This is a genomic window from Arthrobacter sp. 131MFCol6.1, from assembly GCF_000374925.1.
Classification (GTDB): domain Bacteria; phylum Actinomycetota; class Actinomycetes; order Actinomycetales; family Micrococcaceae; genus Arthrobacter.
Map to the genome: position 1 here is coordinate 831,720 of NZ_KB895541.1, position 16,584 is coordinate 848,303.

The 16,584-nt window shown below is 64.5% G+C and carries 15 protein-coding genes; 7 read left to right on the forward strand and 8 right to left on the reverse strand.

Annotated elements, in window-relative coordinates:
- Nucleotides 1-61: 61 nt before the first annotated feature.
- Both C566_RS0103925 and C566_RS0103930 read right to left on the reverse strand, forming a co-directional pair.
- Nucleotides 62-1,258 carry a glycosyltransferase gene (locus C566_RS0103925; RefSeq protein WP_155846729.1) on the reverse strand — a complete coding sequence of 399 codons (1,197 nt, stop codon included), beginning with the start codon at nucleotides 1,256-1,258 and terminating at the stop codon, nucleotides 62-64.
- Complete coding sequence (locus tag C566_RS0103930; RefSeq protein WP_155846774.1) at nucleotides 1,197-2,309, reverse strand: SDR family NAD(P)-dependent oxidoreductase; 1,113 nt, start codon at nucleotides 2,307-2,309, stop codon at nucleotides 1,197-1,199. The genes C566_RS0103925 and C566_RS0103930 overlap by 62 nt, the downstream gene beginning before the upstream one ends.
- A gap of 382 nt (nucleotides 2,310-2,691) precedes the next feature.
- On the opposite strand from C566_RS0103930, the gene C566_RS0103935 reads away from it, so the two are divergent.
- Entirely contained in the window at nucleotides 2,692-5,040 is a 2,349-nt protein-coding gene (locus C566_RS0103935) for an FdhF/YdeP family oxidoreductase (RefSeq protein WP_018773035.1), read from the forward strand.
- 105 nt (nucleotides 5,041-5,145) lie between these two features.
- On the opposite strand, the gene C566_RS22605 is transcribed toward C566_RS0103935, so the two are convergent.
- Complete coding sequence (locus C566_RS22605) at nucleotides 5,146-5,298, reverse strand: LPXTG cell wall anchor domain-containing protein (protein WP_018773036.1); 153 nt, start codon at nucleotides 5,296-5,298, stop codon at nucleotides 5,146-5,148.
- Nucleotides 5,299-5,381: 83 nt separating this feature from the next.
- On the reverse strand, nucleotides 5,382-6,782 hold the full coding sequence (locus C566_RS0103945; RefSeq protein ID WP_018773037.1) for an MFS transporter: 1,401 nt from the start codon (nucleotides 6,780-6,782) through the stop codon (nucleotides 5,382-5,384).
- 146 nt (nucleotides 6,783-6,928) lie between these two features.
- On the opposite strand from C566_RS0103945, the gene C566_RS0103950 reads away from it, so the two are divergent.
- Nucleotides 6,929-7,474, forward strand: a complete 546-nt coding sequence (locus tag C566_RS0103950; protein ID WP_018773038.1) for a hypothetical protein — start codon at nucleotides 6,929-6,931, stop codon at nucleotides 7,472-7,474.
- A gap of 159 nt (nucleotides 7,475-7,633) precedes the next feature.
- Nucleotides 7,634-8,266: a CG0192-related protein gene (locus C566_RS0103955; protein WP_018773039.1), complete on the forward strand. Its 633-nt coding sequence runs from the start codon at nucleotides 7,634-7,636 to the stop codon at nucleotides 8,264-8,266.
- 12 nt (nucleotides 8,267-8,278) lie between these two features.
- Here the strand turns inward: C566_RS0103955 and C566_RS0103960 are convergent, their stop codons facing one another.
- From C566_RS0103960 to C566_RS0103975, 4 genes are all read right to left on the reverse strand, one after another.
- Nucleotides 8,279-9,436 carry a YihY/virulence factor BrkB family protein gene (locus C566_RS0103960; protein WP_018773040.1) on the reverse strand — a complete coding sequence of 386 codons (1,158 nt, stop codon included), beginning with the start codon at nucleotides 9,434-9,436 and terminating at the stop codon, nucleotides 8,279-8,281.
- An 82-nt stretch (nucleotides 9,437-9,518) separates the two neighbouring features.
- Nucleotides 9,519-10,127 (reverse strand): DUF3618 domain-containing protein, encoded by a 609-nt coding sequence (locus C566_RS0103965; protein ID WP_018773041.1) that lies wholly within the window; start codon nucleotides 10,125-10,127, stop codon nucleotides 9,519-9,521.
- A gap of 17 nt (nucleotides 10,128-10,144) precedes the next feature.
- Nucleotides 10,145-10,546: a phage holin family protein gene (locus C566_RS0103970; RefSeq protein WP_043466035.1), complete on the reverse strand. Its 402-nt coding sequence runs from the start codon at nucleotides 10,544-10,546 to the stop codon at nucleotides 10,145-10,147.
- An 8-nt stretch (nucleotides 10,547-10,554) separates the two neighbouring features.
- Complete coding sequence (locus C566_RS0103975) at nucleotides 10,555-11,394, reverse strand: hypothetical protein (RefSeq protein WP_018773043.1); 840 nt, start codon at nucleotides 11,392-11,394, stop codon at nucleotides 10,555-10,557.
- A gap of 315 nt (nucleotides 11,395-11,709) precedes the next feature.
- Between C566_RS0103975 and C566_RS0103980 the strand changes: the two genes are divergently transcribed.
- The 4 genes from C566_RS0103980 to C566_RS0104000 all read left to right on the forward strand — a co-directional run bounded on the left by C566_RS0103980 (nucleotide 11,710) and on the right by C566_RS0104000 (nucleotide 16,523).
- Nucleotides 11,710-12,198, forward strand: a complete 489-nt coding sequence (locus C566_RS0103980; RefSeq protein WP_018773044.1) for a MarR family winged helix-turn-helix transcriptional regulator — start codon at nucleotides 11,710-11,712, stop codon at nucleotides 12,196-12,198.
- A gap of 196 nt (nucleotides 12,199-12,394) precedes the next feature.
- Nucleotides 12,395-12,661 (forward strand): GlsB/YeaQ/YmgE family stress response membrane protein, encoded by a 267-nt coding sequence (locus tag C566_RS0103985; RefSeq protein ID WP_018773045.1) that lies wholly within the window; start codon nucleotides 12,395-12,397, stop codon nucleotides 12,659-12,661.
- A gap of 326 nt (nucleotides 12,662-12,987) precedes the next feature.
- Nucleotides 12,988-13,434 (forward strand): Hsp20/alpha crystallin family protein, encoded by a 447-nt coding sequence (locus tag C566_RS20695; protein WP_018773046.1) that lies wholly within the window; start codon nucleotides 12,988-12,990, stop codon nucleotides 13,432-13,434.
- Between the two features lie 422 nt (nucleotides 13,435-13,856).
- Nucleotides 13,857-16,523 (forward strand): PEP/pyruvate-binding domain-containing protein, encoded by a 2,667-nt coding sequence (locus tag C566_RS0104000; RefSeq protein WP_018773048.1) that lies wholly within the window; start codon nucleotides 13,857-13,859, stop codon nucleotides 16,521-16,523.
- The last annotated feature ends 61 nt before the right edge of the window (nucleotides 16,524-16,584 follow it).

Here is a 16,584-nt window from a genome sequence, read left to right on the forward strand (position 1 = left end):
GTCGGCGCTCATATGCCGCTGGCTGGCCAAGCCGCGAGCCTGAGGGACAGCGGCACACTGGCTATGTGCTGGCTATGCCCACTGCGTTCCTGCGACGTGGGCTCGTCGCGCTAGAACCCCCAGAGCCACGGCGAAACCTGATGAGTCCGAAGTTCTTCTCCGGAATTGCCATGGCAAAATACCAAACCATGCCGAGGGGCAGAATGATCAAGCTTGTGATCAGTGTGTAGAAAGGCATCAGCAATAGCCAGCGATTCCGATCTTTCCAGTGAATGCCGTAAATCATGCCGAAGTAGAGAACGGCTGCGGCCAGCAGCGACAGCCCGGGATGCACGAGCGCTTCCCACCGAAGAAGGAGAAAAGCAAACAGTACGACACTGCCGTATGTCCAGAAGAATGGATGCCAAAAGCAGAAACGGATATTCACAATATACAAACGGAATTCCCCGCCCGCCCAGGCCAGGCGCTGCCGCCACCAGGACCGCAGCGTCGCTGGTACCTCCGTGTTCACGGCGAACGGGATGTGTGTCATGCGGTATCCAAGGCGCTCACCGAGCAATCCTGTCTCAACATCATTCCCCTGGAAGAAGAGTGAATGCTGCGCCATAATGGCCCGCATCGCAGATGTTGTTCCTGCGTGGCATGCGCCGCTCAGAAGCCACGGCATGACGAACCGGAGACGCATGGCCAGGCGGTACTCATGCCGCTGCAACTGGACCAAGGCGGGCCCCTCCGCCTGTGGCACCAGTTCAATGGAGGCGACATCGTCACCCCGCCTCCGAAGCTCTCCCACCAGCTCTGACAGCGGGCGGACCGACGTCGAGTCCGCATCCAGGCATACGACATAGTCGGCTTGCACAACAGTGTTCAGCGCGTCCCTGATCACGCGGTCTCGCACGGTGCCGCCCGTCCGGCGCCGGGTTCCGGCCGCGGGAGGAGCGTAATCGCTGTAGAAAATCCGGAACCCGTGGTTCGCTGCTATTTCCTCCAGCGATTGCCGGAAATCGTCGGTTTCGCCGGAGGTCGTGCAGAGGATGATCTGTGGGCCGTAGCTATGGAGATAGTCCAGGTTGGTCAAATACCGGATGTCACCGTAAATGGGTACAAGTACATCGAACGACAAGCCCTGAAGGGACTCGCTTCCGGCTTCACGATGCTCCGTTCGGAAGCGGCTGCTGCGGGCCGCTCCGACAGCGTCAATTAAGACTGCCAGAAGGGGCAGTGCTAAGAGCGCCAGAAGAGAGGCTGTCCAGTCCATCGTTTACCTTTCCAGCAGTAGTGAATTCGAGGGCCTCGCGAACGAGTGCGGGGTGCGCGCCGTGATCTACGAGCTCGCGAAGCAGTGCCAGTGCGCCGTCAATCGGATACGCTCCGACGTCGACCTTCGAGATCCGCGGATGAGGCGTGGCATAGTGGGTTTCGCGCAGGTCGAAAAGTTCCTCGGACATCTTTTCGCCGGGGCGGAGCCCGGTGTACTCAACTTCAGGCATCGGGCAGTTGACCAATTCGACATACCGGCGCAGCAGCGACTCGATCCGCACCGGCGCACCCATGTCCAGCACGTACGTTTCCCCGCCGGAAGCGAGGCAGGCGGCTTCGATCACCAGGCCGGCCGCTTCGGGGATGGTCATGAAATAGCGTGCGACACCGGGATCGGTGATCCGGATCGTCTGTCCCGTTTGAATTTGCGTCATGAGCGTGGGCAGAAATGAGCCTCGGCTGCCCAGGACATTTCCAAAGCGAACACTGGCCACTTTGGTCGCCGAGGTCTCGGCGTACTTGCCAGCAACGTGCTCGGCGAGACGCTTGGACCATCCCAACGCCGACGTCGGATTTGCCGCCTTGTCCGTGCTGATGTTGACAATCCTGTCCACGCCCGCGGCCATTGCGGCACGCACTACGGACTGGGTCCCAAAGACATTGGTCTTGACGGCTGCTTCGGGTGCCCGCTCCAAGAGCGGCAGGTGCTTGTGCGCTGCGGCATGGAACACCACGTCCGGACGGACCTCCTGCATGATGCGCCGCATCAACTGCTCGTCACGGATGTCGGCCAGCCGGTAGACGTCATCATCCAGCAGTGCCATGCCTTCCAGGTCCATTTGCAGGTTATAGAGGGCGAACTCGTCGTTATCGACGCAGAAGACCTTGCCAGCTTCCAGCGTATTCATCTGGCGCACGATCTCTGACCCGATGGAACCCCCGGCGCCCGTCACCAGGATGGTTCTGCCTTGGATCAAGGCTTTCGCAGCAGACCCGTAAACGTGCATCGACTCTCTGCCAAGTAGTCGGTCGGCCCAAAACTTTTCCATCGCACTGCCCCCAAGTTCAAAAAATTGTTCGGCTTCTGATTGAGCAAATTCATCGCAGGACAGATCTCCTCGGCTCCGCCAAGGAGGCGGCCGAACGCAAATGAATACCCGCATGCCGCAGGGCCGTGACCCTGGAATCCGTTGGTTTTCCCCCACTGAGACCTTCCACCCCAACAACACACGGCTTTTTTCTCGGCAACACGAGTAGCTGGTACCTGTAAATGGGCGCGGGCACTACTTGGTAAGGAGGACTTGCCCACGGGCCCGGCCCGGCCAATTGCTTGCGGCGCTCCGGTCAAGCTGATAGGCCTGAAGGTAAGGTGCAGAGTGGCAGATCAGCACGCCGCCCCGTCCGGGTGGTGGTTGCAGAAGGGAATTTCACGTGACTCGCAAGACTCCTCATATCGAGGAACCGTCCGAGCAGGATCTCGTCGTCGGGGACGGGCCGAAGAGCTGGGCCGCCGGTGTCCCGGGCGTGTACCACTCCATGAAGCCGGCCATCGAACAGATGGGACTGAACCGGACCCGCAAGACCGTCATGGCGATGAACCAGAAGGACGGCTTCGACTGCCCGAGCTGCGCGTGGCCGGATCCGCACCACCGCAAGGCATTCGAGTTCTGCGAAAACGGGGCCAAGGCGGTGACCTGGGAGGCGACCCCGGTGGTGGTTCCCGAAACTTTCTGGGCCGAGAATTCGGTCAGCGACCTGCGCAGCCAGACGGAGTACTGGCTTGGCATGCAGGGCCGGCTGACCGAACCGGTGTACAAAGCCGCCGGCGAGGACCACTACAAGCCGGTCAGCTGGGACGAGGCGCTCCGGCTCGTGGCCGACAAGCTCAAGGGCCTGGACTCCCCCGACCAGGCGGCGTTCTACACCAGCGGCCGGACCTCGAACGAGGCCGCATTCCTCTACCAGCTGATGGTCCGCGGCTACGGCACGAACAACCTGCCGGACTGCTCCAATATGTGCCACGAATCCTCCGGCTGGGCCATGGGCCAGACCATTGGCATCGGCAAGGCGACCGTCAGCTTCGACGACTACGCCCGGGCCGACCTGATCATCATCATGGGCCAGAACCCCGGCACCAACCACCCCCGGATGATGACCGAACTTGAGGCGTGCAAGCGCAACGGCGGCGAGATCGTGGCCGTCAATCCCCTCCCCGAAGCCGGCCTGCGCCGGTACAAGAACCCGCAGCAGGTCAACGGGGTCATCGGTCACGGCGTCCAGATCGCCGACCAGTTCCTCCAGATCCGGATCGGCGGCGACATGGCGCTGCTGCAGGCCGTGTCCAAGCGCGTCCTCGACGCCGAGACCAAGAACCCCGGGACAGTCCTGGACCACGCCTTCCTGGCCGAACACTGCGAGGGACTCGAGGAACTCAAGGAGCATCTCGCCGGGCTGGATGAACGCACAGTACTCGAGGCCACGGGCCTGCGCAGCGAGGACATCGATGAACTCGCCGCCCGCTACCTCAAGGCTGAGAAAGTCATCATCACCTGGGCCATGGGCATCACGCAGCAGAAGAAGGGTGTTGCCACCATCAAGGAGATCATCAACCTCCTGCTGCTGCGCGGCAACATCGGCAAGCCCGGCGCCGGCGCCTCTCCCATCCGCGGGCACAGCAACGTGCAGGGCGACCGGACCATGGGCATCTGGGAGCAGATGCCGCAGTCCTTCATGGAGGCCCTCGGCGAGGAGTTCGACTTCGAGCCGCCCCGTGAACACGGCGCGGACGCCGTCGAGACCATCAACAAAATGCGCGCGGGCGAGATCAAGGTATTCGTCGCCCTGGGCGGCAACCTGGTGGGTGCCATCTCGGACACGAACGCCGCCGAGGCTGCCATGCAAAACACGGAGATGACGGTCCAGATCTCGACCAAGCTGAACCGCTCGCATACTGTGACGGGCCGGGAGGCCCTGATCCTCCCCACGATGGGCCGCACCGAGATCGACATCCAGGAATCCGGTCCGCAGTTCGTTTCGGTGGAGGACACCGTCTGCGCCGTGCACCCGTCCTGGGGCAGCGTCGAGCCGGTGTCCCATCATCTGCTCTCGGAGCCGGCCATCGTGAGCCGGCTGGGCAAACTCCTGGTGGGCGACAAGATCAGGGCCGACTGGGACGGCTATGAGAAGAACTACGACCTCATCCGGGATCACATTTCGCACGTGGTGGGCGGCTGCAAGGACTACAACCAACGGATCCGGCAGGAGGGCGGGTTTGTCCTCGCCCACGGTCCCCGCGACTCCCGCACCTTCCCCACGCCCACCGGCAAGGCCGTGCTGACAGTCAATGACCTTGAACTTGTCGAACGGCCGGAGGGAACCCTGATCCTGCAGAGCATGCGCTCCCACGACCAGTTCAACACCACCATCTACTCGCACAACGACCGCTACCGGGGCATCAAAAAGGGCCGCCATGTGGTGTTCGTCAACCCTGACGACATCGTCGAACTCGGCCTTGCGGACGGTCAGTACGTGGACGTCCGCGGCGTGTACGACGACGGTGAGGAACGCGTGGTGCGCAAGTTCCGTGTGGTGTCCTATCCCACGGCACGCGGTTGCGCTGCTGCCTATTACCCCGAAGCCAACGTGCTGGTGCCGCTGAACCACACGGCCGAAGGCAGCAACACGCCAGTCTCGAAGGCAGTCATCGTCCGGCTCGAGCCGAGCCTGGACCAGACGCCCGACGCCGCCGCAACAGCCCCTGCCCGGGTGGCCTCACCCTAGTCACCTGCCCAAGTCACCCGCCAGCCGGGGCCGGGCCGATCCGAACGAAAACGGCGGCCGGTCCCGAAGTGGACCGGCCGCCGCCGAATGGATATCAGGGTTGCATCAGGCCTTGGCCTTTCGCTTCACCCAGCCCCATACAGCCGTGGCCACTAGGAGTACCAGGCCGATGATGGCCAACCAGAGCAGGCCCTTCACGGCGAAGCCAAGGATCGAAAGAACAAGCCAAATGATAAGCAGTGTGATTATTAGTCCCATACCGAAAGCCTATGCCACCCGTGTGGCCGTGGTGGCGCAACGACGCTCCGGCCACCGGACACAAGCGCTGGACGCGGCCCGTCCTATGGGCCAGGTTTGAAAATCTGACGGCTCCGGGTGCTTTGGGATGGGACCTTCTGCCTTGCCCGGAGTGCGGGCCGCTTAGGCCGGTTCTGGATACCGACGGCGGAAACTATGCCCCCGAGTATCAACAACACCGCCGTCACCGCAACCATCCGGTGAAATCCATCGAGCTCAAGTTTGCCGCCCAGGACCAGGCCTACCAGCGCGATGCCGATCAGACCGGCTACCCTGCTGACGGCGTTATTCACTGCCGAGCCGATGCCGGCCTGTTGTTCCGAAACCGAACCGAGAATGGCGGCGGTCAGTGGGGCGACTGTCGCCGAGAGCCCGACGGCGAACAGGAGGATCCCAGGCATCAACTGGGTCCAATAGTTGACCGGGATCTCAGTCGCGAGCATCAGAAAGTAGCCGCCGCCGGCGAGTGCAGGTCCGAAGGCCATGAACCACCTCGGTCCGAAGCGCCCGGCCAGTGAACCAAACCATGACGCCAGGAGGATGTTGACGATGCTGACCGGAAGCAATACCAGCGCGGCCATCGTCGCCGGAAACCCTGCGACCTGCTGCAGGAAGAGCACGATGATGAATCCCCCGATCGACAATGCGGCGTAGATAAATGCCGTAGCCACGTTGCCGACGGCAAAGTTTCGGACGGAGAAGAGGCTGAGGGGCAAGAGCGGCTGATGCGCCGTCCTTTCCCGCCAAATGAATCCGGCGAGGCACAGGATGCCGAGGGCGAGGGGCATCAGAATGAGCGGACTCCCCCAGCCATAGTTGCCTTGTTCGATCAACGCGTAGACTGGCCCCGCCAACCCGAGCACACAGAGCACAGCACCCGGGTAGTCGATCCGCACGCCCTTCTTGCGAACATCCTTGGCCCGCAGCACGGCCAGCAAGTACAAAGTCACGGCAATGGGCAGGACGTTGATTCCGAAGATCCAGCGCCAGCCCACCGAATCTACGAGGACTCCGCCGAGCAGGGGTCCGGCGATGAAAGCCACGGTTGTACCAGCTGTCCACTGGCCGATTGCCTTAGCCCGGGGCGCTTCGTCGAAGTTTGATGTGATCAGGGCCAGGGAACTGGGCACCAGCAAGGCGCCCGCGACGCCTTGAAGCGCCCTGGCCAGGACCAGCCAGTCCGCTGTGGGTGCCAGCGCACACATCACTGATGTCGCGCCGAACCCGATCAGGCCTGCGCGGAGAACGACAACCCGGCCCAGCAAATCAGAGAGCGAACCGGCGACCAGGATCAGTGACCCCAGGGTGATCAGGTAGGCATCGACAACCCATTGCTGCGTCGTCAGTCCGCCGCCCAGTTCACGGGAAATGGCCGGCAGCGCTACGTTGATGACGCTGCCGTCGAGAAACGACACAAAAGAGGCGAGAATCGCGATCCACAGCACGAGCCTCTGCGTACGCGCCGACGGTAGGGAACCCACCCCTCAAGCTAACACCCTCGCCCCCTCCGACAGTCTCACCGGGAAGGATGGACTAGCCCTCCTGGGCCACGCTGTGCGGTGAGCTGGGCCTAGCGAGGTACTCTGCGACGATGCTGAACACCCTCAACCCTTGCCGCTTGTTCATCACGGGCGCCAGCGGATCTGGAACGACAACCCTCGGCCGGGCTATCGCCAACCAGTGGGCGGTACCCCACGCCGACGCCGACGACTACTTCTGGCAGCCGACGTCACCGCCGTACCGGGAAAAGCGGACGCCGCCGGAGCGCATATCGTTGATGCGCGAAGTCTTCCTGCCGCGGAGTGCCTGGGTTCTTTCGGGTTCCATCATGGGCTGGGGCGAGGACCTCGTGGAGAAGATTGATGCTGCAGTGCTCCTCACCCTTGATCCGGAGTCGCGCATGTCGCGGCTGCGGGCGAGGGAACGAATCAGGTTTCGCGAATTGGCCAAAACAGGCGGGATCGACGAGGCAGCCCATGCGGAGTTTTTGTCCTGGGCGCGAGGATACGACGACCCCGATTTCGCGGGCCGGAACCTCCGCCGACATGAACAGTGGCTGTCAACTCTGCCCTGCCCCGTCCTTCGAATCGACAGCTCCCGGCCGGTGGACGACCTCGTGCACGCCATTACCCGATAGGCCAGAAGTCCCGTCCCGCGCTGCGGCCGGGGACCACCGTCATAGTCGACCGAAACTTCACGCGTCGGCCCTACCTTGCCGGGCCGGATGGTGCTGGCTGCATCAATCTGAAGGACAGCTTCTGCCCGAACCCCCCGGGCCGCGGTTAGGCTTGCAGTCATGGCGATCATCCACCAGGCAGAACTGCAGCCGACGAAACTTGAACTTCTCGCAGAGTGGCTGCCCCGCCAGGCGTGGTTCACGGAACCCGACACGGCAGCGCTGCACAAAGTAGGCTCCTACCGGTTCGACGACCCCGCCGGCGAGGTCGGCATAGAAACCATCATCGTGTCTGTGGGCAGCTCCACTTTTCAAGTCCCACTCACGTACAGGGCCCAGCCCTTGGCTGGCGCGGAACCCTGGTTGGTCGGCACGATGCAGCACTCGGTACTCGGCCTGAGATGGGTTTACGATGCCTGCGCCGATCCAATCTACGTGGCAGCACTGGCGGCGAGCATCATGTTGGGACGCCCGCAGGCAGAGCAATACCTCCAAAAAGGGGAAAACCTGGAACTCCTGGCCCAGACGGTCTTCGTGCAAAGCACTGGACCGAAACTCGAGGCAGTTCCTGACGTCTCTTCGGCGGCACCGCGCGCCACCGACGCCGGCACCGCTATCGAGACTGCCGGCCTCAACTTGCTCGTTATCCGGCGGCTGGACCTAGATGAGCACCCTGTCGGCCCGCTCGCGCTCACCGGCACCTGGGAAGGTCAGAGGGACAACGTCAAACTCGCCGCCATCAGTGATGCCTGACTTTTCCGCAAGTTAGGGGCGCTCCACTCCGTCGGTGTCCCGATGACGGTTTTGGTCTTCCTGCGGTTCAGGCTGGTTCCCGTACTGTTCCCGCAGCTCGCGTCCGCGGCCAATGTCTTCTTCTTCGCGGGCCTGGAGCTTGTCGCTCTGTTTCGTATCCCGTGGTGGCAATTGGATGGTCTCTTCGGCCTCAATGCCGGATTGGAGTTGGCGTCCACGCTCCATTTCGGCGTCGAACTCGGCACCGAACAGCAGCGACATGTTCAAGATCCAGAGCCACAGCAGCGAGATGATGACGCCGCCGATCGCACCATAGGTCTTCTCGTAGCTGTTGAAGTTGGCCGCATAGAAAGCGAAGGCCAGGGACGCCAGCAGGAAGATGACCAGGGCGATAGCGGAACCCAGGCTCATCCAGCGGAACTTGGGCTGCTTTACGTTCGGCGTGGCGTAGTAGAGGATGGCGATCGCCAGAATCACGAGCAACAAGATCACCGGCCACTTGAGAATGTTCCACGCCGTCAGGACTGCCCCGCCCAGGCCGATCGCGTTGCCGACGGCCTCGGCCACCGGCCCGCTCAGCACCAGCATGGCCGAAAGCACGAGAACGATCAGCACGGTGGCAATGGTGACGGCGAGCATCGTGCCCCGAAGTTTGATGAACGGCCGGCCCTCGTCGATTTCGTAGATCCGGTTCATTGCCCGGCCAAAGGCCCCGACATAGCCGGAGGCGGACCAGAGGGCGGTGACGATGCCGATCAGCAGAGTGAGTCCAGCCGCGGAGGAACTGCTGAGCTGCTCGACTGGTTGTTTGATTGCCTCCACAGTTTCAGCAGGCGCGAATCCCTGGACGATCTCCAGGAGTGCGGACGTGGTCTTCTCTGCCTGCCCGAAGATGCCCAGCAAAGACACAAGGGCCAACAGCGCCGGGAAGATTGAGAGGACCGAGTAATAGGTCAGGGCTGCGGCGAGATCCGGGCACTGGTCCTTCGTGAATTCACGCAGGGTCTTCTTGGCGATGTACTTCCACGAGGGCTTAGTGACGTCGGCCGGGCTGTCCGGTTTGCGGGAGTCGTCCGGGGCGGGTGCCGTGCGGGCCTTGGCGGTGCTGCTCTCGTCCGTTTCGGCGTCGGTCATGGATTCATCTTCTGCCCTGGTTGGGTTCTTGGCCATGGAGATTCCTTCGTGGTGTTAAGGGAAATGGCCGGCCGCCCAGCGCATCAGCGAGGGCAGCCGGCCGTATTCAGACGCGGCCTCAGGCCTGCTGAACGTTGTCCTTGGCTTCGGCGGCGCGATACTTGACGTCCGCCACAGCGGTCTGCCCGTCTGCCTTGAGATGATCGGTGGCGTCCGCGGCAGTGGCCTTGACGTTCGCCATGGCTTCCTGGGCGGGCTCCTTCAGCCCTTCGGCCACGTGCTTGGCGGCATCCGTCAGTTCCGTAGTGAGGGGCTCGGCTGCCGATTTGAGGGCATCAGCGGCTTCACGCTCCTTTTGGCTGGCCGGGATCAGGGAGGAAACGAGCAGGCCTGCCCCGAAGGCGATCAGCCCGGCAGCCAGCGGGTTCCCCTGGGTCCTGTTCTTCAGCTGGCCCGGCGCGCCCGCAACCGCCGAGCCCGCGTCACTCACGTGCGCGCCGACGGTTCCGGTGGCGGAGTGAACGTGGTCGGCGGTGTGGTCTGCGGTTCCCATGACTTTATCCTTCACTCCGAAGACGGCGTCTTTGACGTTCTCTTTGACTCTGTCCGTCTGCCGCTGGACGATGTGCGACGGCGTGACCTTGTCAGCGACGGCGTCCACGTTTGTGCCCAGGCGGGCACGGGTTGCTTCAATATCTGCTCGGATGACATCCGGGTTTTCACTCATCGTGTTCCTCGCTGAATCTAGGAGTTGGGTTTTAGGGTGGGCGGGATTTCCTGGAGGGTTTCGGCCGTTCTCGGCATGCCCTTGATCGCGTTCAGTTCCTTGCGGCCCCTGGCTGCCAGCACAGCGGCGACAACTGCCCAGATGACGGCGACAACGACGCCGGACCAGCCCAGTCCCATCACATTCCCCAGCGCCCACCAAAGCGCCAAAGAAAGGAACAGGAGCACGAAGTGGCCAGCGACGCCGGCTCCGGCGAGCATGCCGGTGCCCTTGCCGGCCCGGGTGGCGGACTCCTTGAGTTCGACCTTGGCCAATTCCACCTCCTGCCGCATCAGGGTGGACATGTCCCGTGTGACCTCACCAAGAAGGTCACCCAGGGAAGTCGATTCAGCCTTTGCCTGCGCGGCTGTGGGAGGCATTTCGCTGCTCATCGACGGCCACCGTCAAAGGGGTCATCGCGCAGCGGATCAGCCTGCTGCAATGGCTCACCGGCCACGGACTCTGAGGACCGGCGGCCCTGCCCGGCGTCGCGGAGCGGATCGTGGGTGCCCAAATCGGAATCCAGCGGATTCGGCGGGTAGGTGTCCGCGAGGCCCGCCGTCGTGGTTTGCGGAGCGGGCATCTGCACGGGCGGCGGCGGAACCGCTACCCCGGTATCGGGGATCCGGCCAGCAGTGGACGGTCCGGCAGCGGTGGCGCCCGTCGTCTCGGGAGCACCGGCGCTCAGGCTGCGGCTCAGACGCCCGGCCAGTACACCGGCTCCGGCCGCGAGCAGGAGGAAGGTACCCGGGCGCTGGCGGGCAAAGGACTTTACCTCGGTCAGCAGCGAACCCGGGTCCCGGCCATCGAGCCAGGACGCAACAGCGGAGGACCGCTCGGCGGCTTGGCGGACGAGGTCGGTGGCCACGCCGGGCTGGTCCGAGGCGGCCGCCATGGAATGCAGTTCGCCGGCGACGGATCGCAGACCCTCGGCGACCTTCTGCTGCTGGGTTCCTGCCTGCTCGGTGAGATCGGACCTGGCCTGGTGCAACAGGTCCCGGGCATTGGTCTTGACTTCGGCGGCAACGTTGACTGCCTCGGTCTTGGCCGTCTCGGCGACGTTCTGGGCAGCGTCCGCCGCGTGCCGCGTTACGTCCGCAGCTTCGTCCCGGGCCGCTTCCTGTTTCGAGTCAGCGCGTCCCGTACCTTGCGGGGGCACAACTCCAACGCCGGCGTACCGGTCCTGGGAAACTTCGGGTGTTGCCTGGGCCCATGGATTCTGTGTCATCGTTGCTCTCTTTCAGGAATGGTCCGCTTGGGATCGTGACTAGCGCTACCGGATGAAATTAGTAAGCACGGTTACTAACTAGATAGTAAGCACACTTGCTATATGGAGCGCAAGCCCTCCGTCGAAAATCGGACGGCCCGGCTCTCGCCCTCCCCACGACACGCCGTGCACCTGCAAGCGGCGTGCGAAAAATAGTAAGCATACTTGCCAAAAGAGTGTCCGGCATGCATAGGGTGGAGGTTCAGCGCCGGCGCTTTTTGCCGCCGTCGCGGGCAGCGTGACCTTCGTTGCCACCCAATCAGGAAGGCCTTCTTCGTGATCCTCGCCCGTGAGCCCCACGCCAGGGACGGCTACCGGCTTCTGACAGCAGCGGCCCGTTTAGTCCAACGCCTCCACGACGACGCGTTGGCTCCGCTGGGATTGACGCGTGCCGCCGTCATCGCCCTGGAAGCCGTGGCACCCCGCCCCATGTACCAGGAGCAGCTCGCCGCAAAAGTCCATGTCCAAGGCCAAACGCTCGGCCGCGTCCTTGCCCGGCTCGAGGACGGGGGGTTGGTCACGAGGACGCGAAACCCGGAGGATCGGCGCCAATTTCGGGTCGAGATTACCGACGCCGGCAACGCCGCACTGCAGGCGGCCTCTCGGGCTGAGCGGGCGGCCGTTCCTGCCGACTTCGACGGGTGGGAGGCCTTGTCTGAACAACTCGCCCGGTTTGTGGAGTTCTTCCAGGCTCCACGACCGGGAACTCCAGGTTCCAGCGGCCCACCGCCCACCCAAAGCCGGCCCCCAGCTTCAATGAACTAGCCTCCCCCGGCCAGTTCCCCTGAGCCGGCCACACCCGGGACCCACGGCCGGCCGCCGCTTCCCTTGGAGGCGGGAACGGAGAGGGACGAGCGAGATCCAAGGCCGCTCCGCCGGGTATTGCGCGTTACTACGCATGCTGATTAAATCGCCGTTACGGCCGGATTCCACGACCGGTATACCGAAAGGAAGTACAAAGATGGGAATTCTTGCTTTTCTCATTCTCGGCCTTATCGCCGGAGCTATCGCCAAGGCGATCCTTCCGGGCCGGCAGGGAGGCGGCTGGCTGATCACACTCGTTGTTGGCGTCGTGGGCGCAATCCTCGGAGGTTGGATCGGCTCGTTGATCTTCGGCGGAGGCCTCGCTGACTTCTTCGATCTGCGGACCTGGCTCCTCTCCATCCTCGGGGCCGTTATTGTGCTTCTGATCTATGGCGCCCTTGCCGGTCGCAGGACCAGGGCGTAGCAGGCTCGGCCCTTCGGATGCGGGGCTGCCCCTGAGGGCGTCCTGCAACGTCTGTTAGGCGGCTGCGGGCCGGTTCTGGAACGCCCCGGCAAGGAACTCCTGGTGTTTCACGGCCCGCACCCGCCGAATCCAACCTCATGCCGGGCCCCCAGCCCCGCCACGCTTCGTCGAGCACAAGCTCTGAAAGTCCTCAAGAGCAGTTCCCTCGGCCGGCGCCGGCGCCGGCGTCGCCGTCATAAGTAGTAGCCGCCAAAGCGGCCGATGTCACGGCTCCGCGCGCATCCGGCCTCACGGGACCAGCGATGCAAAACAGCAAGGAGATAGAGATGGACAACCTATTCCGCCGCACGGGCATCGACGTGCCCGAACCTGTCCGGCGCTTCCTGCAGGGCGAGACCGACACCTGGCTCAGAGTCGAAGAATACCGGGACGGAAACACCTTGGTGGTCAGAACCGACATCCCCGGCATCGATCCCGACAAGGACATAGATATCACCGTCACCGAGGGCAACTTGAACATTGTGGCCCGGCGCACGGAACCTGCGCACAAGGATCAGCCGGGTTACCGCAGCGAAGTGCGGTACGGCGAATATTCTCGCAGCGTCCCGCTCCCCCGCGGGGCGGACACTGACAACGTCGAGGCCAGCTACATCGACGGTGTCCTGGAAATTCGCGCCCAGATCCCGGAGCAGTCCGGAGCATCCGCCACGAAAGTCCACGTCTCCCGCGGCGGAAGCCAGTCACCGGAAGCACCTGAGAACTTCGTGACCTGACCGGCAATTCGGGCACTCGACTCAACCGGCACTCACCAGCGACCGCGGCGCCTTCCGGCATCCCTAACAGCAGCGAATCCCCTGCTCGACTAACTGGACAAGAACCAGACCTGCTCGTGCACCTTGCTCTCAGCCGTCGCCTCGCTCAAGGACCCACCTCGGACAGCGACGACGAGGTAATCCTTCACGAAGAGCGAGACATAGCCACCAAGGAGACCGTCCCGGTTGAACGGGTCCGCATCGTTACTGAAACGGTCACCGATGAAGTCACGAGCCGTGCCTCCGGGCACCCCTCGGCCGGCGGCGTCAACGGGATACCTTGGCCCCGTACGGCTATGGCCTCTTGCCTGCGGCAGTGCCAGTATGTTGGGCATCAGGCTCAACCACGGAGCCCCGGCTCCGGGCGGAAAGGACTCGAGGTCATGACCTACATCAACAACTTCAGCGATGTGGGGCGAGGCGACGTTGCCGTGGCCGGCGGCAAGGGCGTCGGACTGGGCGGCCTCAGCCAGGCAGGACTGCCGGTGCCTCCGGGGTTTGTGCTGAATACCGCAGCCTATGCGGATTATGTGGCTGCCAACCATCTCGGGCCCGGCATCCATGAGCTGGCCACCCTGTCGCCGACGGCGGCGCCCCAGGACTATGAGGAAGCCTCGAAACGGATCCGCGCCCTGTTCACCGGGGGCACCATGCCGGCCGGGATCGCGGCGGAACTCGGCGCCGCCTACGGGAGGCTCGGCAATGGGGACGCGGCCGTGGCGGTGCGCTCCTCCGCCACGGCCGAGGACCTCGCCTCAGCCAGCTTCGCCGGGCAACAGGAAACCTACCTCAACGTACGCGGGGAAGAGGCCCTGGCCGCGGCCGTGACCGAGTGCTGGGCTTCCCTGTGGACGGCGCGTGCCATGGCCTACCGCGCCCGTGAAGGCATCGGACCGGACACGGTGCGCCTCGCGGTCGTGGTCCAGCAGATGGTCGACGCCGAGGCGGCCGGGGTGATGTTCACCGCCAATCCGGCCAACGGGCGCCGCGACCAGACGGTGATCAGTGCCGCATGGGGTCTGGGCGAGTCCGTCGTCAGCGGATTGGTCACCACGGATGACGTCGTCGTCGAAATGGAGACGGGCCGTGTGCTGTCGCGCCGGACAGCTGACAAGGAGGTCATGACCGTCTACGCGGAGCGCGGCACCGTGGAGCAGCCGGTGCCGGCGGCGCGCCGTCGCCAGGCCGTACTGGACGACCGGGCGGCGGCCGAGCTTGCCGGCTACGGAACACGGATTACGGATCATTTCGGGGCGCCGCAGGACATCGAATGGGCACGCGCCGGTGGCGAGTTCTTCATCCTGCAATCCCGGCCCATCACCGCACTGCCCGAACCGGCAGCCGACGTCCCGGACACCTGGCCGGTGCCCTACCGGCACGGGCTGTACTTCCGGGCAAGCATCGTTGAACAGCTGCCCGACCCGCTCTCGCCGCTGTTCGCCGACCTCATTGACGGCTCGGTGTCCCGGTCGCTGAGGGCCCTGACGGCCGGCGCCGTCGGCAAGGAAGTAATCCGCGAGGACGACGTCGGGCTGCCCACCATCAACGGCTACGCCTATTACTACTACCGCAACTCGGGAATGTGGCGGGTGATGGGCAAGTCGCTGACCGCGATGCGCGCGCTGGCCCGCGGCAAGGCGCATATGGGAGTGGCCGGCTGGCGGGAATTTTCGCATCCCCGCTACGAGGAGGTGATCAAGGACTGGTCGGCGAAGCCCGTCGGGGAGCTCTCCGGCGAGGAACTGCTGGCGGGTGTGCAGACGCTGCTGGACGCCGGCACGGTGTACTACACGGCCGTGCAGTCCATCATTCCGATCGCCGCAACAAGCGAAATCTCCTTCCGGGCCTACTACGACAAGTTCGTTCGGCGCGACGGCGATCCCCCCGCGCAGACCTTCCTCCTCGGCTACGACAGCGAACCCATCCGGGCCGAGAAGTCGCTGTACGACCTCGCGGCCTGGGCCCGGGACGTCCCGGGGCTTGCCCCGGCGATCCTCAACGCACCCACCGCGGCACTGGCCGGGTCGCAGCGCACCGGGTTCCCGCCTGCCGGCGTGGACCCGGCACCCTGGCAGCGCTGGCATGCCCGTTTCCAGGAGCACCTCGGCCGGTTCGGCCATGCGGTCTACAACCTGGACTTCGTCAGCCCGGTGCCGGCCGACGATCCCTCGCCGCTGCTGGAGACGGTGAAGTTTTACCTGCGGGGACAGGGCAATGACCCGTACGAGCGCCAGCGGCTCTCGGCCGGCCGCCGCGAGGAGGAAACCAGCCGGATCATCGCCCGGCTCGGGCCGAGGCGCTGTGCCGCGTTCCTCCGGTTGCTCCGGTGGGCACAAAATGCAGCCCCGATCCGCGAGGATGCCCTGGCCGACGTCGGCCTGGCGTGGCCGCTGCTGCGGCAAATGCTGTTCGAGCTCGGACGACGGCTGGTCGGCTCCGGTGTCATCGCCGAGCCCGGCGACGTCTTCTGGCTGCGCCACCGGGAGTTGCGCAGCGCCGTCGAGTTCGGCCTTGCCGGGTCGGGCACACCGGCGGCCGTGGCAATTACCGGGGCAGACCGGCCCGTCCGCGCCGGTGCCGTCGAGGAGCGCAAGATGCTGTGGCGGGGCCAGGCCAAGGCCGCTGCCCCGCAACTGCTGCCGGAGAGCCGGTGGATGGAGCGGGCCTTCGGCTCCATGATGCCGGCGGGCCCACAGGACCAGCTCGGCGACGTCATCAAGGGCGCCGGCGCCAGCTCCGGGCAGGTCACCGCCCCCGCCCGCGTCCTGAGCGGGCCCCAGGATTTCGGCCTGATGGAGCCCGGGGACGTCCTGGTGGCCCGCATCACCACCCCGGCCTGGACGTCGCTGTTCGCGATGGCCTCCGCCGTGGTCACCGACGTCGGCGGGCCGTTGAGCCACAGTTCAATCGTGGCCCGCGAGTATGGCATCCCGGCCGTGCTGGGCACCGGTGTGGCCACCCAGCGGCTCACCAGCGGCCAGCGAATCCGCGTGGACGGCGACGCCGGCACTGTCACGATCTCGGATCAGGCCGATGGGCAGGGGCCGTGACCGGAAGCCGTCAAAACGCTCCTGCCGCCCGCTAGTGCGCGATGATGCAGGGCCTCCGCGG